Annotated in this window: 25 protein-coding genes and 1 tRNA gene; 14 read left to right on the top strand and 12 right to left on the bottom strand. The window is 59.8% G+C overall.

Features of this window, described 5'->3' with window-relative positions; genetic code table 11:
• The first annotated feature begins 14 nt into the window (after positions 1-14).
• Together NPS56_RS14110 and NPS56_RS14105 are read left to right on the top strand one after the other, a co-directional pair.
• On the top strand, positions 15-1,334 hold the full coding sequence (locus NPS56_RS14110; protein WP_274075151.1) for a S41 family peptidase: 1,320 nt from the start codon (positions 15-17) through the stop codon (positions 1,332-1,334).
• Between the two features lies 1 nt (position 1,335).
• Positions 1,336-2,103: a divergent polysaccharide deacetylase family protein gene (locus NPS56_RS14105; RefSeq protein ID WP_274075150.1), complete on the top strand. Its 768-nt coding sequence runs from the start codon at positions 1,336-1,338 to the stop codon at positions 2,101-2,103.
• 51 nt (positions 2,104-2,154) lie between these two features.
• Here the strand turns inward: NPS56_RS14105 and NPS56_RS14100 are convergent, their stop codons facing one another.
• From NPS56_RS14100 to NPS56_RS14070, 7 genes are all read right to left on the bottom strand, one after another.
• Complete coding sequence (locus tag NPS56_RS14100; RefSeq protein ID WP_274075149.1) at positions 2,155-2,910, bottom strand: substrate-binding periplasmic protein; 756 nt, start codon at positions 2,908-2,910, stop codon at positions 2,155-2,157.
• 78 nt (positions 2,911-2,988) lie between these two features.
• Positions 2,989-3,759 (bottom strand): imidazole glycerol phosphate synthase subunit HisF, encoded by a 771-nt coding sequence (gene hisF, locus NPS56_RS14095; protein ID WP_007897430.1) that lies wholly within the window; start codon positions 3,757-3,759, stop codon positions 2,989-2,991.
• Between the two features lie 87 nt (positions 3,760-3,846).
• Positions 3,847-4,596: a 1-(5-phosphoribosyl)-5-[(5-phosphoribosylamino)methylideneamino]imidazole-4-carboxamide isomerase gene (gene hisA, locus NPS56_RS14090; protein ID WP_274075148.1), complete on the bottom strand. Its 750-nt coding sequence runs from the start codon at positions 4,594-4,596 to the stop codon at positions 3,847-3,849.
• Between the two features lie 92 nt (positions 4,597-4,688).
• Positions 4,689-4,949: a DUF2164 domain-containing protein gene (locus NPS56_RS14085; protein WP_274075147.1), complete on the bottom strand. Its 261-nt coding sequence runs from the start codon at positions 4,947-4,949 to the stop codon at positions 4,689-4,691.
• Positions 4,950-5,588: an imidazole glycerol phosphate synthase subunit HisH gene (hisH, locus tag NPS56_RS14080; protein ID WP_077186145.1), complete on the bottom strand. Its 639-nt coding sequence runs from the start codon at positions 5,586-5,588 to the stop codon at positions 4,950-4,952. It abuts the gene before it with no gap.
• The gene (gene hisB / locus NPS56_RS14075; protein WP_007939452.1) at positions 5,588-6,181 is read right to left on the bottom strand and encodes an imidazoleglycerol-phosphate dehydratase HisB; all 594 of its coding nucleotides are present in this window, start codon (positions 6,179-6,181) and stop codon (positions 5,588-5,590) included. Before hisB ends, hisH begins: the two co-directional genes overlap by 1 nt.
• 269 nt (positions 6,182-6,450) lie before the next feature.
• Positions 6,451-8,115 (bottom strand): OFA family MFS transporter, encoded by a 1,665-nt coding sequence (locus NPS56_RS14070; RefSeq protein WP_274075146.1) that lies wholly within the window; start codon positions 8,113-8,115, stop codon positions 6,451-6,453.
• 402 nt (positions 8,116-8,517) lie between these two features.
• Here NPS56_RS14070 and NPS56_RS14065 point away from each other — a divergent pair, with 402 nt between their 5' ends.
• The 4 genes from NPS56_RS14065 (at position 8,518) to NPS56_RS14050 (ending at position 12,255) form a co-directional block, all read left to right on the top strand.
• Positions 8,518-10,743, top strand: a complete 2,226-nt coding sequence (locus tag NPS56_RS14065; protein WP_274075145.1) for an AsmA family protein — start codon at positions 8,518-8,520, stop codon at positions 10,741-10,743.
• Positions 10,740-11,807 (top strand): A/G-specific adenine glycosylase, encoded by a 1,068-nt coding sequence (mutY, locus tag NPS56_RS14060; RefSeq protein WP_274075144.1) that lies wholly within the window; start codon positions 10,740-10,742, stop codon positions 11,805-11,807. The genes NPS56_RS14065 and mutY overlap by 4 nt, the downstream gene beginning before the upstream one ends.
• A complete protein-coding gene (locus NPS56_RS14055) occupies positions 11,804-12,076 on the top strand; it encodes an oxidative damage protection protein (RefSeq protein WP_008024947.1) in 273 nt (90 codons plus the stop codon). The genes mutY and NPS56_RS14055 overlap by 4 nt, the downstream gene beginning before the upstream one ends.
• A 103-nt stretch (positions 12,077-12,179) precedes the next feature.
• Positions 12,180-12,255, top strand: a tRNA-Phe gene (locus NPS56_RS14050).
• A gap of 162 nt (positions 12,256-12,417) precedes the next feature.
• Here the strand turns inward: NPS56_RS14050 and NPS56_RS14045 are convergent.
• From NPS56_RS14045 to NPS56_RS14030, 4 genes are all read right to left on the bottom strand, one after another.
• Positions 12,418-13,797: an APC family permease gene (locus NPS56_RS14045; protein WP_274075143.1), complete on the bottom strand. Its 1,380-nt coding sequence runs from the start codon at positions 13,795-13,797 to the stop codon at positions 12,418-12,420.
• A 172-nt stretch (positions 13,798-13,969) separates the two neighbouring features.
• A complete protein-coding gene (locus NPS56_RS14040; protein ID WP_274075142.1) occupies positions 13,970-15,352 on the bottom strand; it encodes an aspartate aminotransferase family protein in 1,383 nt (460 codons plus the stop codon).
• A 48-nt stretch (positions 15,353-15,400) separates the two neighbouring features.
• A complete protein-coding gene (locus NPS56_RS14035) occupies positions 15,401-16,198 on the bottom strand; it encodes a helix-turn-helix transcriptional regulator (protein ID WP_274075141.1) in 798 nt (265 codons plus the stop codon).
• A 268-nt stretch (positions 16,199-16,466) separates the two neighbouring features.
• Positions 16,467-17,957 carry an aldehyde dehydrogenase gene (locus NPS56_RS14030; RefSeq protein WP_274075140.1) on the bottom strand — a complete coding sequence of 497 codons (1,491 nt, stop codon included), beginning with the start codon at positions 17,955-17,957 and terminating at the stop codon, positions 16,467-16,469.
• A gap of 423 nt (positions 17,958-18,380) precedes the next feature.
• On the opposite strand from NPS56_RS14030, the gene NPS56_RS14025 reads away from it, so the two are divergent.
• Both NPS56_RS14025 and NPS56_RS14020 read left to right on the top strand, forming a co-directional pair.
• On the top strand, positions 18,381-19,172 hold the full coding sequence (locus NPS56_RS14025; protein WP_274075139.1) for a TSUP family transporter: 792 nt from the start codon (positions 18,381-18,383) through the stop codon (positions 19,170-19,172).
• A 250-nt stretch (positions 19,173-19,422) separates the two neighbouring features.
• The gene (locus NPS56_RS14020; protein WP_425313629.1) at positions 19,423-19,860 is read left to right on the top strand and encodes a hypothetical protein; all 438 of its coding nucleotides are present in this window, start codon (positions 19,423-19,425) and stop codon (positions 19,858-19,860) included.
• A 146-nt stretch (positions 19,861-20,006) separates the two neighbouring features.
• On the opposite strand, the gene NPS56_RS14015 is transcribed toward NPS56_RS14020, so the two are convergent.
• Positions 20,007-20,456 carry a carboxypeptidase regulatory-like domain-containing protein gene (locus NPS56_RS14015; RefSeq protein ID WP_274075137.1) on the bottom strand — a complete coding sequence of 150 codons (450 nt, stop codon included), beginning with the start codon at positions 20,454-20,456 and terminating at the stop codon, positions 20,007-20,009.
• A 239-nt stretch (positions 20,457-20,695) separates the two neighbouring features.
• Between NPS56_RS14015 and NPS56_RS14010 the strand changes: the two genes are divergently transcribed.
• The 6 genes from NPS56_RS14010 (at position 20,696) to vapC (ending at position 24,494) form a co-directional block, all read left to right on the top strand.
• Entirely contained in the window at positions 20,696-21,748 is a 1,053-nt protein-coding gene (locus NPS56_RS14010) for a PDDEXK nuclease domain-containing protein (protein WP_274075136.1), read from the top strand.
• A gap of 62 nt (positions 21,749-21,810) precedes the next feature.
• Entirely contained in the window at positions 21,811-22,773 is a 963-nt protein-coding gene (locus tag NPS56_RS14005) for an alpha/beta hydrolase family protein (RefSeq protein ID WP_274075135.1), read from the top strand.
• Between the two features lie 38 nt (positions 22,774-22,811).
• The gene (locus NPS56_RS14000; RefSeq protein WP_274075134.1) at positions 22,812-23,228 is read left to right on the top strand and encodes a hypothetical protein; all 417 of its coding nucleotides are present in this window, start codon (positions 22,812-22,814) and stop codon (positions 23,226-23,228) included.
• Positions 23,229-23,234: 6 nt separating this feature from the next.
• Positions 23,235-23,687: a hypothetical protein gene (locus NPS56_RS13995; RefSeq protein ID WP_274075133.1), complete on the top strand. Its 453-nt coding sequence runs from the start codon at positions 23,235-23,237 to the stop codon at positions 23,685-23,687.
• A gap of 169 nt (positions 23,688-23,856) precedes the next feature.
• The gene (gene vapB / locus NPS56_RS13990) at positions 23,857-24,087 is read left to right on the top strand and encodes a type II toxin-antitoxin system VapB family antitoxin (protein WP_274075132.1); all 231 of its coding nucleotides are present in this window, start codon (positions 23,857-23,859) and stop codon (positions 24,085-24,087) included.
• Positions 24,087-24,494 carry a type II toxin-antitoxin system tRNA(fMet)-specific endonuclease VapC gene (vapC, locus tag NPS56_RS13985; RefSeq protein ID WP_274075131.1) on the top strand — a complete coding sequence of 136 codons (408 nt, stop codon included), beginning with the start codon at positions 24,087-24,089 and terminating at the stop codon, positions 24,492-24,494. The genes vapB and vapC overlap by 1 nt, the downstream gene beginning before the upstream one ends.
• Positions 24,495-24,513: the final 19 nt, after the last annotated feature.

Here is a 24,513-nt window from a genome sequence, read left to right as displayed (position 1 = left end):
GGAGTTCGTTCGACATGCTGTATTTGTCCCGCCTTACCTCGCTGGCCCTGACGATCGCCCTGGTGATCGGCGCGCCTCTGGCGTTTGCCGCTCAGCCGGCCCCGGCAGTCGCGCCTGCGGGCACTGCCGCGACCACCAAGGCGCCATTGCCGCTGGAAGAGTTGCGCACCTTTGCCGAGGTCATGGATCGGATCAAGGCCGCGTATGTCGAACCGGTAGACGACAAGACCCTGCTGGAAAACGCGATCAAGGGCATGCTCAGCAACCTTGACCCGCACTCCGCCTACCTGGGCCCTGAAGACTTCGCTGAACTGCAGGAAAGCACCAGCGGCGAGTTTGGCGGCCTGGGCATCGAAGTCGGCGCCGAGGACGGCTTCATCAAGGTGGTGTCGCCGATCGATGACACGCCGGCCTCCAAGGCTGGCATCCAGGCGGGCGACTTCATCGTCAAGATCAACGGCCAGCCCACTCGCGGCCAGACCATGACCGAAGCCGTGGACAAGATGCGCGGCAAGATCGGCCAGAAAATCACCCTGACCCTGGTCCGCGACGGCGGCACCCCGTTCGATGTGACCCTGGCCCGCGCCATCATTCAGGTGAAGAGCGTGAAGAGCCAATTGCTCGAGTCGGGCTATGGCTACATCCGCATCACCCAGTTCCAGGTCAAGACCGGCGAAGAAGTGTCCAAGGCCCTGGCCAAGCTGCGCAAAGACAACGGCAAGAAACTCAACGGCATCATCCTCGACCTGCGCAACAACCCGGGCGGCGTGCTGCAAGCGGCGGTGGAAGTGGTCGACCACTTCATCACCAAGGGCCTGATCGTCTACACCAAGGGCCGCATCGCCAACTCCGAACTGCGCTTCTCCGCCACCGGCAAGGACGAAAGCGAAGCCGTGCCGATGGTCACGCTGATCAACGGCGGCAGCGCCTCGGCCTCGGAAATCGTCGCCGGCGCCCTGCAGGACCAGAAACGTGCGGTGGTCATGGGTACGCCGAGTTTCGGCAAAGGCTCGGTGCAAACCGTGCTGCCTCTGAACAACGAGCGCGCCCTGAAGATCACCACGGCGCTGTACTACACGCCAAACGGCCGCTCGATCCAGGCCCAGGGCATCATCCCGGACATCGAAGTGCGCAGGGCCAAGATCACCAACGAGCAAGACGGCGACTACTTCAAGGAAGCCGATCTGCAGGGTCACCTGGGCAATGGCAACGGCGGCGCCGACAAGCCGAGCAGTTCCGGCGGCAAGGCCAAGCCGATGCCGCAGGACGACGATTACCAACTGGCCCAGGCCCTGAGCCTGCTCAAAGGGCTGAGCATCACGTCCGGCCGCTGAGATGCTATTGCGGTTAGCCTTGGGGCTGTTGTGTTGCCTGGCGAGTGTTGCTCACGCAGCGCCCGCCCCGCAAAAGGCCTATATCACGCTGATCATCGATGACCTGGGGCAGAGCCTGCCCCGGGATCGCCAGGTACTGGCCCTGCCGGGCCCTGTGACTGCGGCGATCATGCCTGACACCCCCCACGCCACCGAATTCGCCCGCGAGGCCCATCGCGCCGGCAAGATCGTCATCCTGCACATGCCCATGGACCCGGCCACCGGGCCGTTCGCCTGGCGTCCTGACTTGCCCATCGACGAGCTTGAGAAACGCCTGAACGCCGCCCTTGAGGTGGTGCCCTACACCGCCGGCATCAATAACCATATGGGCAGCCGCATGACCGCCCAACGACCGGCCATGGCCTGGTTGATGGCTGACTTGCAGCGTCGACACAAGCTATTCCTGGATAGCCGCACCAGCGCACAGACGGTGGCCGCCGCCGAGGCGCAGAAGATCGGATTGGCGAGCGTTTCGCGTGATGTGTTCCTGGATGATGAGCGCACTGAAGCGGCAATTTTCACCCAGTTGCAGACAGCGATCAGCCTGGCTCACAAGCAGGGATCAGCGGTGATGATCGGGCATCCGTATCCGCAGACCCTGGCGGTGCTGGAGCGCGAGTTGCCGAAGTTGAAAGCCCAGGGGATCGAGTGGATTGATATCAAGCAGATGATCAGCGTGCGCGGTAATCGCGCGACGGCTGCGCATGGAAAGGATGGGGTTTACCGCTGAAAAGATCGCAGCCTGCCGCAGCTACAACAGGCGGCGATCTTTTGATCTACCTTACAGATACTGCGCCATGATCTCGTCCACCTTGCCTTCCTTGCGCATCTGGTCCAGCGCCGCCTGCAGTTTGGCCACCGTATCGTCCGGCACATCCTTGTTCAACGCCAGATAGAGCTCGGCGCTGTTGAAGCGCAGCACTGTCTTTAGCCCGCTCACGCCTTCCAGACGCGCCAGGTAGCGTCCGGCCGGATCACCGGTGGCCCACAGGTCGATCTGGCCGTTGACCAGTTTCTTCGCGTTGTCCTGGTCGCGCAGCACCACCACCGGCTTCAAGCCTTGTTTGGCCAGTGTCATGGCAATGGCGTCGCCCTTGTACGCGCCAATCCTGTACTTGCGCGCGTCTTCCAGCGTTTCGAGGGAGATTTTGCTGTCGGCCTTGGCCAGCATGATCCAGTCATCCGGACCGATCGGCCCGACCCACTTGAAGAGCCGCTCGCGGTCCGGCAAACGCGCCATCACGAATGCACCGTAGCCGGGATTTTCCAGTGCCAGCTTGTAGACCCGCTCCCACGGAAAACGCAGGGTCAGGCTATAGCTGATATCGGCGCGCTTGAAAATCTCACGGACGATGTCCACGGCGATGCCATTGATGTTCTCGTCCTGAGCGAAGTTTTTGCCGTTCCTGGCCATGTTGTAGGGCGGGAAGTTTTCCGTCAGCAACACCAGCTCTGTGGCGGAGCTGTCTGCCGCGCGCGCACTACCTAGGAGCAACAAGGAAGCGCTGGCGAGGACAAGAAGAATGGTTTTAAACATGTCTGGCTACCGAAATCCATGGCGTGCTCAAGAGTGCCCTGAGCCCGCCATGATGTCCACTGGCCTGCAGCGGTTTGTTCAGCGCATCACAATCCCGCGGTGGGCCATGTATGCCTTGGCTTCCTGAACGGTGTATTCACCGAAGTGGAAAATGCTCGCTGCCAATACTGCGCTGGCGTGGCCTTCGAGAATGCCGTCGGCCAGGTGCTGCAGGTTGCCGACGCCACCGGAAGCGATCACCGGAATGCCCAACGCATCGCTGATGGCGCGGGTGACGCCCAGATCGAAGCCATTTTTCATACCGTCCTGGTCCATGCTGGTCAGCAGGATCTCACCGGCCCCCAGGCCTTCCATCTTCTTCGCCCACTCAACGGCGTCGAGGCCGGTTGGCTTGCGACCGCCATGGGTGAAGATTTCCCAGCGCGGGGTTTCGCCAGGTCCCGAGACCTTCTTCGCATCGATCGCGACCACGATGCATTGCGAACCAAAATGCTGCGCCGCTTCGCCGACGAATTCCGGGTTGAAAACGGCCGCCGTGTTGATCGAGACCTTGTCCGCACCGGCATTGAGCAGGTTGCGAATGTCCTGCACGGTGCGCACGCCACCGCCCACGGTCAGCGGAATGAACACCTGGCTGGCCATGCGCTCGACGGTATGCAGCGTGGTGTCTCGACCGTCAACGCTGGCGGTGATGTCGAGAAAGGTAATCTCGTCGGCACCCTGCTCGTCATAGCGACGGGCGATTTCCACCGGGTCACCGGCATCGCGGATGTTCTCGAACTTCACACCTTTGACGACCCGGCCGTTGTCCACGTCCAGGCAAGGGATGATGCGCTTGGCTAACGCCATAGACTTAATCTCCGATCAAGAAGCTTCAAGCTTCAAGCTGCAAGAAAGAGCGGATCACGATCGCGCTTTTAACTTGCAGCTTGCAGCTCATGGCTTGGAGCTGGCCGCGTAGCCATCACAAAAAGCTTGAGCCTCAGCAACATCCAGAGTGCCCTCATAAATCGCGCGGCCGGTGATCGCGCCGATGATGCCTGGCGCCTTGGCGTCGAGCAGGGTCTTGATGTCACCCAGGTTGTGGATGCCGCCGGAAGCGATCACCGGAATCTTCGTGGCAGCGGCCAGCGCGGCGGTGAACGGCACGTTGCAACCCTGCATCATGCCGTCTTTGGCGATGTCGGTATAAACGATCGAGGACACGCCGTCGGCTTCGAACTGCTTGGCCAGATCGATCACCTGGATGGTGCTGATTTCGGCCCAGCCGTCAGTGGCGACGAAACCGTCCTTGGCATCCAGACCCACGATGATTTTGCCCGGGAACGCACGGCAGGCTTCGGCAACGAAGGCCGGATCCTTCACGGCTTTGGTGCCGATGATCACGTAGCTCACGCCCGCTTTCACGTAGTGCTCGATGGTTTCCAGGGAGCGGATACCGCCGCCGATCTGGATCGGCAGGTTCGGGTAGCGCTTGGCAATCGCCGTGACCACTTCGCCGTTGACCGGCTGGCCTTCGAACGCGCCGTTCAGGTCGACCAGATGCAGACGACGGCAACCGCCCTCCACCCACTTGGCAGCCATGCTCACCGGGTCATCGGAGAACACTGTGGAATCTTCCATGCGGCCCTGGCGCAGACGAACACAGGCACCGTCTTTGAGATCGATAGCGGGAATAATGAGCATGCTTTTTCCTTCGTCAAAAGAGCTGCAAGCTGCAAGCTATAAGCTGCAAGCAGGCACGCGTACTAATTCTTGCAGCTTGAAGCTTGTAGCTTTCAGCTGCCCTTTTCGAGCGCCCACAGGTCGCTTTCGATGCTTTCGAACCTCTCTTTGAGGTGCGTCTGCACATCGAAAATCGCCCTGTTGTAATAGTGCGGAGCAATTTCACGGGTAAACAGCTCAAGAATCTCGGCCGCCTCGAACGAACCGAGGTCGAGCTCGAAGCGATCTTCCATGAAACGCTTGATCTTGCGATTGGCCTCGCTCTCCTGCTCGGGAGTGAGGGTCAGGATCGGCGGCTTCTTCTTGACGGCCATTTACCAGCGACCGTCCCACGCGGCGAAGTTCTGCAGCAACTGCAGGCCATGGGTATGGCTTTTCTCCGGGTGGAACTGCACGGCGAAACGCGAGCCTTCGGCCAGCGCTGCGGCAAAGTCGACCCCGTAGTGACCGCCACCGACCACCTGCCGGGCATTGCCGGCGGCGATGTAGTAGCTGTGCACGAAGTAGAAACGCGCCAGGTCCGGAATGTCATGCCACAGCGGATGACTGACCTTCTGCTTCACTTCGTTCCAGCCCATGTGCGGGACTTTCAGGTGCTCGCCATCCTCGACCAGATCCTTGCCGAAGAACTTCACCTGGCCCGGGAACAAGCCAATGCAGTCGACGCCGTCGTTCTCTTCACTGCGCTCGAGCAAGGCTTGCATGCCCACGCAGATGCCGAGGAACGGACGGTCCTGGCTGACTTCACGCACCAGCGAATCGAAACCCAGGCGACGGATCTCCGCCATGCAGTCGCGAATCGCGCCAACGCCGGGGAAAACCACCCGGTCGGCTTCGCGAATCACGTTGGCATCGCTGGTGATCAGGACCTTGCCGGCACCGACGTGCTCGAGGGCCTTGGCCACCGAGTGCAGGTTGCCCATGCCGTAATCGATAACCGCGACTGTCTGCATTACAGGACGCCCTTGGTCGAAGGCATTTGCCCGGCCATGCGGTCATCGAGCTCCACAGCCATGCGCAGCGCGCGGCCGAAAGCCTTGAACACGGTTTCGATCTGGTGGTGGGTGTTGTGGCCACGCAGGTTGTCGATGTGCAGGGTGACGTTGGCGTGGTTGACGAAGCCCTGGAAGAATTCCTGGAACAGGTCAACGTCGAAGCCGCCGACGGTGGCACGGGTGTACGGAACATGCATCTGCAGGCCTGGGCGGCCGGAGAAGTCGATCACCACGCGCGACAGCGCTTCATCGAGCGGCACGTAGGCGTGGCCGTAGCGACGGATGCCTTTCTTGTCGCCGATGGCTTTGGTGAATGCCTGGCCCAGGGTGATACCGACGTCTTCCACGGTGTGGTGGTCATCGATATGCAGGTCGCCTTTGCTGACGATATCCAGGTCGATCAGCCCGTGACGGGCGATCTGGTCCAGCATGTGCTCAAGAAAAGGGACACCGATATCAAATCGGGCCTTTCCGGTGCCATCCAGGTTGATCGAGGCTTTGATCTGGGTTTCCAGAGTGTCGCGCTCGACTGACGCCATACGTTCGGCCATCACCAGCTCCGCAAAATCATTGGGCGAAAAAGGCAACCATTATAGGGGCGCGGGCGCGAAACAGAAACACGGGAGGTGATATCGCTGACGGAGTGAATCCACTACGGCCAATGGTGTACATGTCAGTACAAGCAGTCGAAACGCGGTATTTGCGTCCAGTGGGGATCAAATGTGGGAGCGGGCTTGCTCGCGAAAGCGGATTTTCAGACACATGAATGTTGACTGACACACCGCTTTCGCGAGCAAGCCCGCTCCCACATGGTTGGGTGTTAGTGGAAGAGTACCGCCGTCTTCTGCAGCGTCACCCAAACACCCCACGCCAACGGAATGCCCACCACCAACCACGCAGCAAGCGCCAGAGGCTTGGTACCCGCCGCCGCTTTCCACTCCAGCGACGTACTGCTGTCAGCCCCTTTGTCGTGACCCAGCGCCTGTTCGGCAGCCAGTTCGGCGTCGGTCATGAAGTACTTGTCGGCCACCGGACGAACCAGCAGGTTGCACAGGAAGCCCAACACCAGCAGGCCCGCGAGGATGTACAGGGTGATGTCGTAAGCCGCGGCCCGTTCAACGCCGATGCTCAGCTGATACTCACGCAGGTAGTTCACCAGCACCGGACCCAGCACGCCGGCAGCAGCCCAGGCCGTCAGCAGACGACCATGGATCGCGCCGACCATTTGCGTACCGAACAGGTCCGCGAGGTACGCCGGGACAGTCGCGAAACCACCGCCGTACATCGACAGGATGATGCAGAACGCCGCCACGAACAGCGCAACGTTGCCCAGATGACCGAGGTTCGGGATCAATGCATACAGCCCGAAACCCAGGGCAAAGAACACGAAATAGGTGTTTTTACGGCCCAGGTAATCCGAGAACGATGCCCAGAAGAACCGGCCACCGATGTTGAACAGGCTCAGCAAACCGGTGAAACCAGCGGCGATCGCCGCAATCGAGGCCAATTGCGAGGCATCCAGCTGGCCAAATGCCAGGCCGTTACCCAGCAACTTGCCGGCAAACACCTCCTGCAACAGAGGCGAAGCCATGCCGAGGATTCCGATGCCCGCCGATACGTTCAGGCACAGCACCAGCCATACCAGGCGGAATTGTGGCGTTTTCCACGCCACATTCACATGCACATGACGGTGGGTGATCATCGCGTTCGAGGCTTTTTTCACAGGTGCCGTCCAGCCTTCAGGTTTCCAGCCGGTAGGCGGTACACGATAGGACAGCGCACCGCCGATCATGAACACGAAATAGATCGCGGCCATGACCAGGAAGCTCTGCCACACGCCGACACTGGTCGGTGAAGCGAAATGGCTCATCAACGCCGCCGCCAGGGGGGCACCGACCATCGCGCCACCGCCGAAGCCCATGATCGCCATGCCGGTCGCCATGCCGCGTTTGTCCGGGAACCACTTTATCAGGGTCGACACCGGCGAGATGTAACCCAGGCCCAGGCCGATACCGCCAATGACCCCCGAGCCGATCCACATCAGCCAGATCTGGTGGGTATAGACCCCCAGCGCGGAAATCAGCAGACCGCCGCACCAGCACAGCGCCGAGACAACACCCGCCTTGCGTGGCCCGGCGTGTTCCAGCCAGCCACCCCAGATGGCTGCCGAGCAGCCCAGGAAGATGAAGAACAGGGTGTAGATCCAGCCGAGCATCGAAATCGGCCAGTCGCATTGCGAAGAAAAGACCTGGGCGATGAAGCCCATGTCCGGTGCACAAGCCACTGGCGCGGTGATGCCCAGCGCCTTGGACAGCGGCAACCAGAACACCGAGAAGCCATAGGCCATGCCGATGCACAGGTGGATGGCCAGCGCGGCCGGTGGCACCAGCCACCGGTTGAAACCGGGCTTGGCGATGATGCGTTCCTTGGACAGGAACGCGGGCTGGCCGACTTGAAGGCCGTCCGCCGTGATGCTCGTGGTCATTGTGTATCCCCCAATTATTATTCAGGTTCGCCAGCCACTCTTCTCCCTCAGCCTCAATGCACGCAGACATGACCGTTCTTCAGGGAAAAGCTGTTTTTTTGTGCGACATCATGCCGCGCAGGGACGGACGAACGGGTGAAGAGTAGCATTTGCCAGCGAGCGAAAAACCAAACTGACATCATGACTTCTATGTTGTCTGTTTTCCTGCCACTGAAGGAACCTCCCTTCCGGGCATTGTCGAACGGCTGAACAACTTCTTCGGTACTGCGCCGAATTTGTAGGAAAAAATTACTTTTTGCCTGGATGCTCGACGCTCTGTCATGTGATCTGCCCGGTCGCTTGCGGCGGAGCGCTATACTCCCCGGCTAAATTTCGAATTCGACTAACTACAAGGACTCGCCCATGAAAGCGTTCGGCAAAATCCTGGGTCTGGTACTTCTCGGGCTGTTGCTGATCGTAGTGGCGCTGGGCTTTGCCCTGACCCACCTCTTCGATCCCAACGACTACAAAGACGAGATACGCCAGATAGCCCGCGACAAGGCCCACATCGAGCTGACGCTCAATGGCGATATCGGCTGGAGCCTGTTCCCGTGGCTGGGCCTGGAGCTGCACGATGCGGCGGTCGCCACCCTGGCCAAGCCCGCCGATCCGTTCGCCGACCTGCAGATGCTCGGCCTGTCGGTCCGTGTGCTGCCGTTGCTGCGCCGTGAGGTGCAGATGAGCGACGTGCGCGTTGAAGGCTTGAACCTGCGCCTGAACCGCGACAAGGATGGCCACGGCAACTGGGAAGACATCGGCAAGGTGCCCAAGCCTGCAACCACGGGCACACCTGCCGAGACCACCGGCGAACCTGAATCGCCTACCACCGCCCAGGTGGAAAAACCGGCCCAGCCGATTCGCCTGGACATCGACAGCCTGACCGTCAACAACGCCCGCGTTGAATACAGCGACGAAAAAACCGGCAAGCAATTCAGCGCCGAAAGCATCCAGCTCAGTACCGGCCCGGTGCACGATTCCACCAATATACCGGTCAAGCTCACGGCATTCCTGGGCACCAACCAGCCGGTTCTGCGGGTGCGCACCGAGCTCGCCGGCGAACTGCGTTTCGAGCGTGCGCTGCAGCGCTACAAGCTCGAAGACATGAAGCTGTCCGGCGAAGTCGCCGGCGATCCGCTGCAAGGCAAGACCATGACCTTCGCCGCCCAGGGGCAGTTGCTGCTGGACAAGGCCGCCAACGTCGCCGAATGGACCGGGATCAAGGTCTCCGCCAACCAGCTGCGAGCGCTGGGTGAGCTGAAGGTCAATGACCTGGACAAGACCCCACAGGTCAGCGGCGGGCTGTCGATTGCCCAGTTCGACCTGGCGAAATTCGTCGACAGCATCGGCCAGAAACTCCCGGCCATGGCTGAAGGCAGCCTGAGCAAGGTCGAAGTGGCCACGCGCCTGGCCGGCACGCCTTCCAGCCTCACGCTGGATGACCTCAACCTGAAAGTCGACGACAGCACCCTCAGTGGTCGCATCGCCGTCGAAGACTTTGCCAAACAATCCCTGCGCGCGACCCTCAAGGCCGACACCTTCAACGTCGACCGTTACCTGCCGCCGAAATCGGCCGAGGCCAACAGCGCCAAGCAAGTGCGCCAGGCCGAAGTCGCGAGCACCGAAGCCGATGCCATGGCCGGGGCCGGCAGCACACCGCTGCCGCAATCCCCGACCAAGGAAGCATGGAGTAACGAACGCCTGTTGCCGGTGGAACGCCTGGCCAAGCTGGATGTAGACGCCGACCTGACCTTCGGCCAGTTGACACTGGAAAAGCTGCCGATCAAAAACGCCGTACTCAAGGCCAACGGCCAGGACGGACTGTTGACCCTGACGAGCCTGCGCGGTGACCTGTACGAGGGCAACTTCGACGCCAAAGGCACCCTCGATGTGCGCCAGCAGGCACCTGTGTTGAACATGCAGACGCAAATCAGCCGGGTGCCCGCGGAAAAAATCCTCGAAAGCCAGGGCAAGGAACCACCGGTCAAGGGCCTGGTAACGCTCAACAGCACCCTCACCGGTAGCGGCAACAGCCAGAAAGCGTTGATCGAAACCCTCAACGGCAACGCCAGTTTCGTCATCAACAACGGCGTGCTGCTCAATGCCAACCTCGAACAGCAGTTGTGCAAAGGCATCGCCACACTCAACCGCAAGTCCCTTAGCGGCGAGCCGCGGGGCAAGGACACACCGTTCCAGGAGCTCAAGGGCAACCTGACCTTCCGTAACGGCGTCGCCAGCAACCCGGACCTGAAAGTGCGTATCCCGGGCATGACCGTCAACGGCGACGGCGACGTCGACCTGCGCGTCCTGGGCATGGATTACCGCGTGGGCATCATCGTCGAAGGCGACAAGAGCGACATGCCGGACCCGGCTTGCCAGGTGAACGAGAAATTTGTCGGCATCCAGTGGCCGCTGCGTTGCCGCGGCCCGCTGGAGCTTGGCGCCAAGGCCTGTCGCCTGGACAACGAACGCATGGGTCAGGTCGCGAGCAAACTGGCGGGCGAGCGCATTGGCGAAAAAATCGACGAGAAACTGGGCGACAAGGTCAGCCCGGAACTCAAGGACGCACTCAAGGGGCTGTTCAAGCGATGAGAGCCGAGCAGTTTTCATCGGCGGTACTGGAATGGTTCGACCGCCACGGCCGTCACGACTTGCCCTGGCAACAGGGCATCACCCCGTATCGGGTGTGGGTCTCGGAAATCATGTTGCAGCAAACCCAGGTCAGCACCGTGCTGAATTACTTCGACCGGTTCATGGCGTCGCTGCCGACGGTCGAGGCCTTGGCCGCGGCGCCCGAGGACGAAGTGCTGCACCTGTGGACGGGTCTTGGTTATTACACCCGCGCGCGCAATCTGCAGAAGACCGCGAAGATCGTCGTCGAGCAGTACGGCGGTGAGTTTCCACGTGATGTTGAAAAACTCACCGACCTGCCCGGCATCGGCCTGTCCACGGCCGGCGCGATCGCCAGCATCAGCATGGGCCTGCGCGCGCCCATCCTCGACGGCAACGTCAAGCGCGTGCTGGCACGCTTTACCGCACAAGAGGGCTACCCGGGCGAGCCCAAGGTGGCTAAACAGCTCTGGGCAAACGCTGAGCGCTTTACGCCGCACGATCGGGTCAACGCCTACACTCAGGCGATGATGGACCTGGGCGCCACGCTCTGCACTCGCAGCAAGCCGAGCTGCCTGCTCTGCCCGCTGGAAAAGGGTTGTGAAGCGCACATGCTCGGCCTGGAAACCCGCTACCCGATTCCCAAACCACGCAAAGCCATCCCGCAGAAACGCACGCTGATGCCGATGCTCGCCAATGCCGAAGGTGCGATCCTGCTTTACCGTCGCCCCTCCACGGGCCTGTGGGGCGGTTTATGGAGCTTGCCGGAACTCGATGACCTCGACGACCTGCAACACCTCGCCACGCAGCACTCGCTGGCGCTGGGCAACCAGCAGGCACTGCCGAACCTGGTGCACACCTTCAGCCATTTCCAGTTATCCATCGAACCCTGGCTGGTTCAGGTCCAGGAGGCCGGCCATCACGTGGCCGAGGCCGACTGGCTCTGGTATAACCTCGCCACCCCGCCGCGCCTGGGCCTTGCCGCCCCGGTCAAGACCTTGCTCGAACGCGCGGCCGTCGTATTGAACGCAGGAGAGTCGTCATGACCCGCACCATCATGTGCCGCAAGTACAAAGAAGAATTGCCCGCCCTGGAGCGTGCTCCATTCCCGGGTGCCAAAGGCCAGGACATTTTTGACCACGTCTCGGCCAAGGCCTGGGCCGACTGGCAAAAACACCAGACCCTGCTGATCAACGAAAAGCGCCTGAACATGATGAACGCCGAAGACCGCAAATATCTTCAGGGCGAGATGGACAAGTACTTCTCCGGCGAGGAATACGCCAAGGCCGAAGGCTACGTTCCGCCTGCGGAGTAAGCCCTTGAAATCGGGGGCCGGATCGTAAGCGACGGTAATAATTAAATATTTCTTGATAACTTGCTTGACGACCCCCTGAAAAACCAGTTTAATGCGCCCCGTTGCCCAGATAGCTCAGTCGGTAGAGCAGGGGATTGAAAATCCCCGTGTCGGCGGTTCGATTCCGTCTCTGGGCACCACCTTCCGTTTTCAGGTGATGCCAAGCACACCTGAAAGCACACAAAAAACCCGCCTGGTGCGGGTTTTTTGCTTTCTATGGTTTGCTCCCCTGTAAGCCCCCCGTGAAAGCCTGGTCGGCGATCACGAGGGACGGCGGGCGCAGTCCGGCCTCTGCGCTCCGATCACTCCGCCATCTGCAACTCCGGCAGCTTCACCCGGAACCCACGCGTTACGCCCAGCAAACAAAGCAGCCCCAACCCCATCCAGCACAGCCCAATCACGAACGACATGCTGGACAGGCTGGTCCACAGCCAAATAGTGCTGAGGAACCCCAGGGCCGGTACTACGCCGTATAGCAGGCAGTTGCGGGTGCCGCGCAGCTTCTGGTCGACCAGATAATGCTTGATGACCGCCAGGTTCACCGCCGAGAACGCGAAGAGCGCGCCGAAGCTGATCATGTTGGCCACGGTATCGAGGGTGATGAACAGGGCAATCAGGGAGAACAGGCTGACCAGCATGATCGCGGTGGCCGGCACGCGCTTCTTCGAGACCAGCCTGCCGAACACCCGAGGCAGCGCGCCATCGCGGCCCATGGCGAACAGCACCCGGGAGACGCTGGCCTGGGAGACCATCGCCGAGGCAAAACAGCCGGCCACATAGGTGGCGGTAAAGGCGGTCACCAGCAGTTCTCCACCCACGCGGCGCATGACGTCCAGCGACGCCGAGTCCGGGTCGGCAAAGGTGTTCCATTGCGGATAGACCATTTGCGCGAAATACGAAACCAGGACAAACAGCAGGCCACCGAGCAGGCTCACCACCATGATCGCGAGGGGGATCAGGCGCCGTGGGTTGGGTGTCTCCTCGGCCATTGTCGACACGGCGTCGAAGCCGAGAAAGGACAGGCACAGGACCGCTGCGCCGGTCATGATCAACGGAACGCTGAAGCCTTCATGATGGAAGGGTGCGAGCAGCGAAACCGGCTCTGTTTGATCCCCCAGGTTGTGGATCGACAACGCAACGAACACCACGATGAAGACCAACTGGACAACCACGAGCAACAGGTTGACCCGGGTGATGGATTCGATGCCGATCAGGTTGAGGAAGGTCACCAGGGCAATGGAGCCGAGCACCCACACCGCAGCGGGAACCGCGGGGAAGTATTCGGACATGTAGATGCCGATCAGCAGATAACTGAGCAACGGCAGAAAGATGTAGTCCAGCAACAAGGTCCAGCCGGCCATGAAGCCAAAGTAGCTGCCGAACGCCTTGCGCGTATAGGAGTACACGGACCCCGAATACGGATGCGCCTGCACCATGCGTCCGTAGCTGTAGGCGGTCAGCAGCATGGCGGCGAGGGTCAGCAGGTAGGCGGTGGGCAAGTGGCCCTTGGTCATCTGGGTCACCAGGCCATAGGTGGTGAACACCGCCAGCGGGACCATGTACGCCAAGCCGAAGAGGACCAGGGCGGTAAGACCCAGGGATTGTCGAAACCTGCCGGGCGAAACCGATTCCGACGGGGAATGATGGGAAGGAGTATCGGCCACGCTTGTTATTGTATTCATTGCTGACTCCTGAAAATTTGAATGCAGGACGCTGCGGTATCCGAAGAACGGATACCGTGAGTGATTGGTCTGCTGAAGGGTGGGCTGCCCAGTGTCGGGCAGCCTCTTGTTCAATCGATAGGCACGCAGGCTGATGTAACGCTGTCGATCACCAACCCGCTCACAGATGACTTCAGAGCTTTCCCGCGATCCGTGCGGTGCGGTCTACCGCGATGCGGGTCTTTTCCACCAGCTCGTCCAGCTCTGTGCGCGTTGCCACGAGTGCCGGCGCCATGATCATGCGGCCAAGCGTCGAGCGAATGATCACGCCCTCTTCAAAACCAAAGGTGCGACATTGCCAGGCCAGGTCGTTTTCGTTGGCGAAGCGCTTGCGTGTCGCCTTGTCCTCGGCGAACTGCAAGGCCGCGACGAGGCCCGCGCCCTGGATCTCGCCGACCATCGGGTGGTTGCCGAACACCTCGCGCAGAATCTGCTGCAAGTACGGCCCGGTATCTTCCTTCACCTGGCGAACGATGCCTTCATCACGCAGCGCTTTCAGGTTGGCGAGCGCCACCGCAGCCGCGACCGGGTGTCCGGAATAGGTCAGGCCGTGGGCGAAGACACCGCCCTGCTCCACCAGCGCGTCGGCAATGCGCTTGCCCAGCACCAGGCCACCCATCGGCACGTAACCGGAGGTCAGGCCCTTGGCGATCGACAGGGTGTCCGGCTCGAAACCGAAGTGCTCGTGGGCGAACCACTCGCCCGTGCGACCAAAGCCACCGATCACTTCATCGGCACACAGCAGCACATCGTATTGACGGCAGATGCGCTGGATTTCCGGCCAGTAGCTCTCAGGCGGGAAGATCATGCCGCCAGCGCCCTGGAAAGGCTCGGCGATAAAGCCTGCGACATTCTCGGCGCCCAGCTCAAGAATCTTCTCTTCCAGCTGCAAGGCACAGCGACGACCGAACTCGGTCGGGGTCAGCTCGCCGCCCTGGGCGTACCAGTAAGGCTCATCGATGTGCGCGATATCCGGAATCAGGCCGCCCATCTCGTGCATGAACTTCATCCCGCCCAGCGCAGTGGCCGCCAGGGTCGAGCCGTGATAACCGTTCCAGCGGCCGATCATGATCTTCTTCTGCGGCTTGCCGACCACCTGCCAGTAACGGCGAACGGTACGGATCAGCACCTCGTTCGCTTCGGAGCCGGAGTTGGTGTAGATGACGTGGCTGTAGTGGCCCGGCAGGAGGCTGAACAGCAGCTCGGACAGCTCGATCACCGCTGGGTGGGTGGTGTGGAAGAACATGTTGTAGTACGGCAACTGGTTCATCTGCGCAGCCGCCGCAGCGCTCAGGTCCTTGCGACCATAACCGAGCTGGGTGCACCACAGGCCCGACATGCCGTCCAGGTAACGCTTGTCGTCGTTGTCCCAGAGATACAGGCCCTCGCCGCGGACCATCACCCGAGGACCTTCGGCATTGAGCGCCTTTTGATCCACAAACGCATGGATGTGGTGGGCGGCATCGGACTTCTGGTAATCCTCAGTCTGCCGTTTCGGTTCGAAGGGTGCATTCATGGCTTTTTTCTCTTTTGTTGGTAGTCACGCGAGGGGTAGCAAGTCCGCTCAGCGGGTCTTGCTCATGTAGCTTTCAAGAGGGTCTTTGCTGAGCACGCCCTGGGCTTCGGCCAACGAATCGATAAACAGTGAAAACAGCTCCGATTGCGTGCCGATGTCGAGCTTGCAGTAGACGTTCTTGCGATGAGACTTGATGGTGTCCTCCGACACCCCGAGGCGCTCGGCCAGGGAGCGGGTCGAATGGCCACGCAGGATCAGTTGGGCGATGCGGCATTCGCGCTCGGTCAGGATCGACGAACCGAAGTTGTTCAGTGCCGAGTGGATGCGCTGCTCCAATTGGTTTTCAAATCGAGCGCCGCGCGTGTCCAGGCCGACAAAATGCTTGCCCAGCAAGGTCAGGATCCAGGGCGTAATGCACTTGAACTGCTGCGTCGTAGCCGCGTCGAGCTTTTCCGTGAACGCCAGTGAGACAGCCAGGCTCAGCCCGGGAGCAGACTGCAGGATGTAGTTCAACTCATCCTGCAGGTGCGAGTGCCGATAGAACGACTGGTAGTACTCGCTGAGTTCGAAGTGGTCGGGAGCGACGTCAGCGAGGTCGTAGCAACCGGAGCTGACGCCTTCCACACAGGCACCGTAGAACGGATCAAGCAGATAGAATCCGGACAGGTACTGGCGCACATTGCCTTGCGGCAGCCAGGGACCGTCCAGTTCGAACAGCGCGCTGGGCATACCGCCATGGGGATACAGGTACAGCGTCGTCGCCTGAATGGGCCAGATACAGCCCAGGGTTTCGAACAGCGTCGCGGCGAATCCCGGTTGGCCGATACTCTCGGTCACCTTGGCCATCTGTTCGAACCATTGCGCAGAAAAAAACCGATCGTTTTCCACTTCAAAGACTCGCCGAAAGTACGATTGGGAGCGACACGAGGTGACTGGTGCCGGGGTTGAAATGATGTTCCCACGCTCGCAAAACTGCCGATATCACCCGTTAGGGTGAGTCGACCAATGGGTGCTGAATGACCGCTCCAGCGGCCCCACAAGCATGAAAAGCACGCCACCCCGAGGGGTGCGTGCAGATGGGTTTTCCCTGCCACGCCTTGCGACGTGGTCGGTCTCAACGAAGCTGGAACCAGGTGGTTTTGAGTTGCGTGTACTTGTCGAACGAATGGAGGGAAAGATCGCGCCCGAAACCGGACTGCTTGCCGCCACCAAAAGGAATGGCGACATCCAGTGCATCCATGGTGTTGACCGAAACAGTCCCGGCCTTCAATGCCCGGGCCACCCGATGAGCGCGGTTCAGGTCATCGCTCCAGACTGAAGCGGCCAGCCCGTAGATGCTGTCGTTGGCCAACTCAATCGCCTCTTCTTCGGAGTCGAAGGCACTGATGGCCAGCACCGGACCGAACACTTCATCACGCGCCAGGCTCATGTTTCTACCCACGTCAGCGAAGATCGTCGGCTGGATGAAGTTCGAAGACCCATTGATCGTCAGGCGATCGCCGCCTGCCAGGAGCTTCGCACCTTCACCCCGTGCCTGCTCGATCGCCTTCATGATGCGGGTGGCTTGCTCGCTATCGACGATCGCACCTGCCCTGCTTTGTGGGTCCAACGGATCACCGGGCATCCAGGTCCGAGCCTTGGCGATCAGGCGCTCGACGAACTCATCGTAGATAGAGCGTTGCACGTAAAGCCGGGAGTTGGCCGAGCAGACTTCGCCCTGATTGAAGAAAATGCCGAACGCGGCTTTTTCCGCGGCCAGATCCAGGTCCTGGCAGTCTTCGAAGACCAGGTTCGGGCTCTTGCCGCCGCACTCCAGCCAGACCTGCTTGAGGTTGGACTGCGCCGAGTACTGCATGAAGTACTTGCCAACCTGGGTCGAGCCGGTGAACACCAGGCAGTCCACATCAGGATGCAGCCCCAGGGCCTTGCCGGCGCTTTCGCCCAGGCCCGGGACAACATTCAATACCCCTTCCGGTATGCCGGCCTCGAGCGCCAACTGACCCAGGCGCAAGGCGGAGAATGGTGACTGCTCGGCGGGTTTGAGGACCACGCTGTTACCGGCGGCCAATGCCGGGGCGAGCTTCCAGGCCGCCATGTCCAGCGGGAAATTCCATGGCACCACGGCAGCAACCACCCCCAGGGCCTCGCGAGTGATGGTGGCGAGGGCATTGCGCGCGGTCGGCGCAACCTGGTCGTAGAGCTTGTCCAGGGCTTCACCGTACCAGGCGAACACATGGGCCGCGCCAGGTACATCGATGTTGTAGGCATCCATGACCGGCTTGCCCATGCTCAGCGAGTCGAGCAGTGCCAGCTCCTCGCGGTTGGCCAGCAGCAGTTCGGAGAGCCGGATCAGGATCTTCTTGCGTTCCACCGGGGCCATACGGGCCCACGGCCCCTCTTCGAACGCCCGGCGAGCCGAGCGCACGGCAAGGTTCACTTCGTCCTCGCCGCAGGCGGTGACACAGGCCAACAGCTGGTTGGTCGCCGGGTTGATCACCTCGAAAGTCGCACCCGAAGCGCACGCAACCTGCTGCCCTGCGATCAAGGCATTTGAAATGAATGTTTGCCGGGCAGCCCGCTGCTGCCAGTAGTTGAGATCGAGCACACGCTACTCCCATGCCGACCGCTGAAACGGTCAGTTATTATTGGTTTCGCTGGATCATGCTCGACTCTGGCGGCGAGGAAAAATAGTAAAAATATGCTCGGTTCCCAAGAAAAAGCTCGGTAGTGCCGGGGGGTGTGGAGCAGTAGGCCACGCGTCGTAGCGTCCGAACGAAACTCATAAGTCAGTAACCCCCCACCTCCCTATCGCCACGCCAGCAAGCGCCTTAACGCTTGCGAGGCCGAGAAGTTTCAGGTGTGGTCATCGGCCATTTTTGCCAGCCTCACGAGTCTGTCTGAACTCTCCGTCTGATTTAACGGAAATGGACGACATACCCTGATCATGAAGCTGAGCAGAATCGGAAGCGGAGCTGCCTGAACGAACAGTCATGGGATTAATGGGCAATAACTACAAGGAGGGAATGTAATGTCTTGGGATGTAATTGACATGTTGGCGCTCGTTGCTTTTTGCGCCGGCTTTTTTGATGCAATTGCCGGCGGTGGCGGGCTGATTACTTTGCCTGCCTTGCTTTTAGCCAGTGTCGATCCCATCAGTGCGATAGCCACCAACAAATTCCAGGCGGCTTCGGCGACCATATCGGCAACAGTTACCTTTGCCCGCAAGGGAATGATCGAATGGAGAGAAGGCCGCTTCCTGGTTATCTGCGGATTCGTTGGCGGTGCCAGTGGTGCCTTGCTCGTCAGCTCTATCGATAAGCGCTATCTGGAAGTTTGCGTACCGATCATGCTGATTCTGGTGGCCATCTATTTTGCGCTATCTCCAAAGCTGGCCAACGAAGATCGACGCAAGAGAATTGGCATTCTGCTTTTTTCGTTTACCGTGGCGCCGATACTGGGCTTTTACGACGGCATATTTGGTCCCGGCGTGGGCTCGTTCTTTATCGTCGGGTTCGTTCTTCTCTGCGGCTTGGGCATGATGCGAGCCATGAGCTTTACCAAACTTGCCAATGCCTCCTGCAACTTGGGTTCGCTGTCGGTGTTCATTACCAAAGGGGTGATCATCTGGCCGATCGCAATCGCCATGGCCCTGGCGGCCTTTATCGGCGCGCAATTGGGTGCGCGCGCCGCTGTTCGGGTCGGCCCACGGCTAATCAAGCCCATGTTGATCGTGGTCTGCTGTGCGCTGGCTATCAAGCTTCTGAGCGTGGAAACCAATCCCTTGCGCGTTGCCTTCACGCACTTGGTAGCCTCGCTCTGATCGCCGGCCTTCACTGAGTGAACGAAACCCTGAATTGCGAGATTCAGGGTTTTTTATGCCCGGGATTTAACCAAATTCATCGCAAACGAAAATTCCTACGCCTACAAGGCACTACTTCCCTAGATTTGTGCCAACTCTTCATACAGCGCTCTAGGATCCCTCTCATAGAGGGCACACGCTTACCCGGTGAAAATACTGCAGCAGCCAATCTGCCTGCATGCATTCACGTTTAAACGTAAGGAAGCAGCTATTGAACACGCTTTTGAAGTTCCTCGCCCTATCGACAATCATTGCCACCGCCAGCGGCTGCGTCAGCTACAACAACAGCCAGCCGTCCTCGCCAATCGACAGCACCGTCAAAGCCGACCTGAAAGCGGACATCGCTGTCGGTGACGCGATCTCCGGCCAGTCTTCGGTCAACGTTCTGTTCGGTTTCCTCAAATTCGGCGGCGATTCCCAATTTGCCGACGGCGTCAGCTATGGCGGTCAGAGCGGCGCCTTGAGCGGCCTTGGTCTGGATCCCGTCAGCGCGGTTAAATCTGCTGCGGCCTACAAAGCGGTCAAATCTTCCGGCGCCGACCTGATCGTCGCCCCTCGCTATGAAGTGAACGAAGAAAACTACTTCATCTTCAAGAAAGTATCCGTCACCGTAAAAGGCAACAAAGGCAACATCCGCAGTATCCGCTAACTCCATCCCCCAGGTGTTTGTTCAGCAAACCATCCATCGCACGCCGGCAAACCGAAAACTCTAGCGCGCGATGTTCCGCAAACAGCAGTGAAAGCTGCTGTTTGCGGATTTGAACGCTGACGAAATCGCCTCACGCCTACACTCGGCTAGACATCACCATTCCAGTGAAATACCAGATTGCGCGCGGTTCCCGTGCCAACATCCGTGGTATCACGCCGCTGTTCGCCAGCACGGGTCGCAACCACCGTGTACTTGCCAGGAGGCAGCTGGACGTAAACCAGCGGACCCGCTTGAGTCAGGGTCAACACGCTCTGTCCCTGCGCGTTATGAATGACTACATCGACGTCCGGAATGTATTTGTTCTCGACGCCGACAGAGAACGTCATATGCAGGTTGTAACCGGTGGTTTGCTGGATCGCTTTCGCCTCATCCTCACCGATACCGCCAGACAGGTAGGTAATTCCGTTTTGTTCCTGCCGTTGAACCTGCACGCCCGAACTGTCGATCGGCTCGAGGCTGGCAGCGTGCGGTGCAATCGGAAACATCAACACACCGATGGCGACAAAGGGAAGGAACAGTGACTTCACAGATTTCATGATGACGACTCCCGGGCTCCATGGAACCCAATCGTTACTCAATTTTGATTTCCGGCGCCGTCGTCGTGTTCTAGAACGATTTGTACTTGGAGCCACTACGAAACGTACTACGTGAATCGCTCCGTCACCCTTCACGCCTATCAGTCCGGTCCTTCGGTCTTTTCAGCTGCGCCCTGCAGCATCGACCCATGCTCTCTTGCCATTCTCTTCTGCCTGTTCAGCTTATTGCGGAAGACTCCATGAGCGCCCTCGTACCCGATGACACACAAGACCCACAAATCACCTCACTGCTTGGCAATCTTGGTGAGCTGATCCGCCAGGCACGACAGAAGGTATTGCGCGCGGTCGATACCATTCAAGTGCAAAGCTGCTGGCAAATCGGTCGGCATATTGTCGAATTCGAGCAGGAAGGAGCCCGGCGGGCGGGGTATGGAAAACAATTGCTTTCGACCTTGGCCAAGGTACTTACAGCGGAATTCGGCAAGGGCTTCGACGCCTCCAACCTTCGGTATATGCGCCTGTTCTACCAAGCGTTCCCAATTTGTGACGCACTGCGTCACGAATTGAGCTGGACCCACTACCGCAGGCTGCTAAGAGTCGACAACGAAAACGCCCGCCTCTGGTACATGAACGAGTCTGCCACCCAAAACTGGTCAAGCCGAGCGCTGGAGCGCCAGATCAATACCCTGTACTACGAACGTCTTTTGGCGAGCCGCGATCGCTGCCCCGTCATTCAGGAAGCAACCACCAATATTCAGCAAATGAAGGCCAGCCCTCGGGACTTCATCCGCGATCCGGTTGTGCTGGAATTCCTTGGCCTGCCCAGTGCCGGCAGGCTTCAGGAAAGCGAGATCGAACAGGCTCTGATCGAACAGTTGCAGGATTTCCTGCTCGAACTGGGCAAAGGCTTTGCTTTCATCGCCCGGCAACAGCGCATCAGCACCGAGAGCAAGGACTTCTACATCGATCTGGTTTTTTACAACTACCTGCTCAAGTGCTTCGTCATCTTCGATATCAAGCGTGGTGAACTGACCCATCAGGATGTAGGCCAGATGGACATGTACGTGCGCATGTACGACGACCTCAAGCGGGGAGAAGAAGACGGCCCCACTGTAGGCATCATTCTCTGCGCGCAAAAGGATGAGTCCGTAGTGCGCTACTCAGTGCTGGAGGGCAACGAACAATTATTTGCCAGCAAATACCAACTGGTACTGCCGAGCGAGGAAGAGTTACGCGCGGAACTGGATCGAGAGCGGGCAGTGCTTGAAGAGCGACTTCATCAGGAACCGTGATGGATTGTTCATACGCGGCGTGAAGACTATTGTTGTCAGCTACCCGCAAAGGTCCGACGCCAATGAATGTGCAGGACATGGCATCCCTCGCCCCCACTCAAATCGAGCTGCCGCTAACGACTGGCGCTTCGGGCGAACCGTTCAAGCAACCCGCCGCCGACGGTTTCGTCCTTGGCGGCTTCACCTGGCGGCATGCGGAGCCGGACGCTTCCCGGGCAGTCGTCATCATCAACGCCGCCACATCGGTGCGCTGCCGACACTACTCGCGCTTCGCCGATTACCTGTTTGCCAACGGCTTCGATGTCATCACCTACGACTACCGCGGCATCGGCGAATCACGGCCCGCATCGATGAAAGGACTGAAGGCGTCCTGGTCCGACTGGGGGGCCCTGGACTTCGAGGCGATGCTCAAGCGCGCACAGCGTGAGTTTCCAGGTCAGCCGATCGATGTGGTCGGTCACAGCTTTGGTGGCTGTGCAGCGGGGCTGGGAGCGTCCGGACAGCTAATCCGTCGCCTGGTGACGGTCGGCGCGCAATTCGCTTACTGGCGCGACTATGAACCCGCTCATCGCTGGCGGATGTTTGGCAAGTGGCATGTGGTGATGCCGCTGGTGACGATGCTCTGCGGCTACTTTCCCGGCAAACGCCTCGGCTGGCTGGAAGACACGCCAGCCGGTGTAGTGCGCGACTGGAGCACGCCCACCGCGCGTTACGAGAAGCGTCCCAGCGGCCAGGACATTCATGTCAGACACTTCGCTGCCGTCACCGCGAAAAACCTGGCGATCAGCCTCAGCGACGATCCCTACGGCACAATCCCGGCCATCGAACGCCTGCTCGGCTACTTCACCGCCAGCACCAACACTCACCTGCGCATTACCCCCCAAGACATCGGCGAGCAGGAAGTTGGTCATTTCGCCTTTTTTCGCAGCGCATACCAAGCCACACTATGGCCCATTGCACTGTCCTGGCTGCAAAACGGCGAGCTGGCCCCCGACACACCCGGGCGGACAGTGCCTCGCCGCTGAGTCACCTGCCCTTTTAATCGAATTACGGAACGACGCCCATGGCCTCCGCCAACAAGCAACATAAACGCGCCTCCCGCGCCAAGGCCAAGGCCAAGCAGAACCGCACCCAGCGAGCTGCTGCGCCGGTCGAGCTGGACCCGAACGACGATCGCATCGACTTCGAGTCGGTGGACCTGACCGAACTGTTCAAGAAAATGATCGACGCCGAGAAGCTCAGCCAGCAGGCCATGTGCACGGCTTTCCTCGAAGACCCGCTGCTGGAGCTGGTGTACGAGCAGGAAGGTGAAGAAGGCGCGATGGACTTCATCCTCGCCGCGCTGATCGAATATCGCCAATGGTCCACCGAAACCGACGAAGCCGGCGCTTTGGCGTGGATCGAATCCCCAGCCTTCCAGGCTGACTACGTGGCGGCGTCCGACGCCATTGCTGCGCAAACCCAACAGAAACCGAACTGAGTTCCCATGGCCTCCCTGAACAAGCAACAGAAACGCGCCAAGCGCGCAAAAGCCAAAGCCAAGCAGATCAACATCCACGGCCGCAAACCCGCCGCGCTGGACGATGACCTTGGCCACCTCGCCGAGCCGATCCCGGAATACACCCTGGCGATGTTCAGCAAAATGCGCGACGCGGAAGCCGTCAGCCGCAGCGAAATGCTCTCGGTGTTGCTGACGAACCTGGCCTTTATCATCATCGACCATCCAGAACTGCTGGACATGGAAAACGCCGACGACGAAGGCATGGCCGCCACCCACCTGGCCGCCGACATGCTGATCGACTACCGCATGTGGGCCGACGGCATGGACCGCGAGACCGCCCAGGCATGGTTGAGCGAGCCACAGTTCATCACCGATTTCAGCGCTGCACTGGATGTCTACCGCGAGTCGCTGGAAGCGCCGGAAGAAAAAGCCGAGTAAAGGTTACGACTCAAACAAAAACGGCCGCCTGTCATCACTGACAGCGGCCGTTTTTGGTCCTGAATCGAGCGCACTCCTTCCGTCAGCCACAACGTATATCCCATTGACATATCCAAAACAAAACCTATCCTTTGGACTTATTGCGCCAGCAAAAGCGCAGGAGGCCCAGATGGAACAGACAACTCTTTTCATGAGCAATCGAAGCCAGGCGGTTCGCCTGCCGAAAGCTGTAGCCATGCCGAACGACGTGAAACGAGTCGACGTCGTCGCCGTCGGTCGAAGCCGCATCATCACGCCCGCTGGTGAAACCTGGGACAGTTGGTTCGATGGCGAAAGCATTACGGCAGACTTCATGGCCGATCGCGAGCAACCCGCCGATCAGGAGCGTGATTCGTTCTGATGATCAAGTACATGCTCGATACCAACATTTGCATCTTCACCATCAAGAACAAGCCACAAATGGTACGGGAGGCCTTCAACCGTCATCACGGCCAACTGTGCATCAGTGCGGTCACGTTGATGGAGCTGATTTACGGCGCGGAAAAATCGGCAGCCCCCGAAAGAAACCTGGCGGTCATCGAGGGATTCGCCGCCCGACTTGAAGTCCTTCCCTTCGACAAGGAAGCAGCAGCACACAATGGAATGATTCGATCCGAACTTGCAAAGGCCGGCAAACCCATAGGTCCGTACGACCAGATGATTGCCGGGCACGCACGCTCGCGCGGGTTTATCGTGGTCACCAACAACTTGCGGGAGTTTGAGCGCGTTTCGGGGTTACGCGTAGAAGACTGGGTTCATGCCAAATGAACACAAAGCAATCGACACA

The sequence above is a fragment of the Pseudomonas putida genome (genome assembly GCF_028682635.1).
Classification (GTDB): domain Bacteria; phylum Pseudomonadota; class Gammaproteobacteria; order Pseudomonadales; family Pseudomonadaceae; genus Aquipseudomonas; species Aquipseudomonas putida_AE.
The sequence above is the reverse complement of the archived record's forward strand: the minus strand, read 5'-3'. Positions and strand labels throughout refer to the sequence as shown.

Coding starts and splice junctions, on each gene's coding strand:
- NPS56_RS14110 (WP_274075151.1), top strand. CDS start 15: ATGCTGTATTTGTCCCGCCTTACCTCGCTGGCCCTGACGATCGCCCTG.
- NPS56_RS14105 (WP_274075150.1), top strand. CDS start 1,336: ATGCTATTGCGGTTAGCCTTGGGGCTGTTGTGTTGCCTGGCGAGTGTT.
- NPS56_RS14100 (WP_274075149.1), bottom strand. CDS start 2,910: ATGTTTAAAACCATTCTTCTTGTCCTCGCCAGCGCTTCCTTGTTGCTC.
- hisF (WP_007897430.1), bottom strand. CDS start 3,759: ATGGCGTTAGCCAAGCGCATCATCCCTTGCCTGGACGTGGACAACGGC.
- hisA (WP_274075148.1), bottom strand. CDS start 4,596: ATGCTCATTATTCCCGCTATCGATCTCAAAGACGGTGCCTGTGTTCGT.
- NPS56_RS14085 (WP_274075147.1), bottom strand. CDS start 4,949: ATGGCCGTCAAGAAGAAGCCGCCGATCCTGACCCTCACTCCCGAGCAG.
- hisH (WP_077186145.1), bottom strand. CDS start 5,588: ATGCAGACAGTCGCGGTTATCGATTACGGCATGGGCAACCTGCACTCG.
- hisB (WP_007939452.1), bottom strand. CDS start 6,181: ATGGCCGAACGTATGGCGTCAGTCGAGCGCGACACTCTGGAAACCCAG.
- NPS56_RS14070 (WP_274075146.1), bottom strand. CDS start 8,115: ATGACCACGAGCATCACGGCGGACGGCCTTCAAGTCGGCCAGCCCGCG.
- NPS56_RS14065 (WP_274075145.1), top strand. CDS start 8,518: ATGAAAGCGTTCGGCAAAATCCTGGGTCTGGTACTTCTCGGGCTGTTG.
- mutY (WP_274075144.1), top strand. CDS start 10,740: ATGAGAGCCGAGCAGTTTTCATCGGCGGTACTGGAATGGTTCGACCGC.
- NPS56_RS14055 (WP_008024947.1), top strand. CDS start 11,804: ATGACCCGCACCATCATGTGCCGCAAGTACAAAGAAGAATTGCCCGCC.
- NPS56_RS14045 (WP_274075143.1), bottom strand. CDS start 13,797: ATGAATACAATAACAAGCGTGGCCGATACTCCTTCCCATCATTCCCCG.
- NPS56_RS14040 (WP_274075142.1), bottom strand. CDS start 15,352: ATGAATGCACCCTTCGAACCGAAACGGCAGACTGAGGATTACCAGAAG.
- NPS56_RS14035 (WP_274075141.1), bottom strand. CDS start 16,198: ATGGCCAAGGTGACCGAGAGTATCGGCCAACCGGGATTCGCCGCGACG.
- NPS56_RS14025 (WP_274075139.1), top strand. CDS start 18,381: ATGTCTTGGGATGTAATTGACATGTTGGCGCTCGTTGCTTTTTGCGCC.
- NPS56_RS14015 (WP_274075137.1), bottom strand. CDS start 20,456: ATGAAATCTGTGAAGTCACTGTTCCTTCCCTTTGTCGCCATCGGTGTG.
- NPS56_RS14010 (WP_274075136.1), top strand. CDS start 20,696: ATGAGCGCCCTCGTACCCGATGACACACAAGACCCACAAATCACCTCA.
- NPS56_RS14005 (WP_274075135.1), top strand. CDS start 21,811: ATGAATGTGCAGGACATGGCATCCCTCGCCCCCACTCAAATCGAGCTG.
- NPS56_RS14000 (WP_274075134.1), top strand. CDS start 22,812: ATGGCCTCCGCCAACAAGCAACATAAACGCGCCTCCCGCGCCAAGGCC.
- NPS56_RS13995 (WP_274075133.1), top strand. CDS start 23,235: ATGGCCTCCCTGAACAAGCAACAGAAACGCGCCAAGCGCGCAAAAGCC.
- vapB (WP_274075132.1), top strand. CDS start 23,857: ATGGAACAGACAACTCTTTTCATGAGCAATCGAAGCCAGGCGGTTCGC.
- vapC (WP_274075131.1), top strand. CDS start 24,087: ATGATCAAGTACATGCTCGATACCAACATTTGCATCTTCACCATCAAG.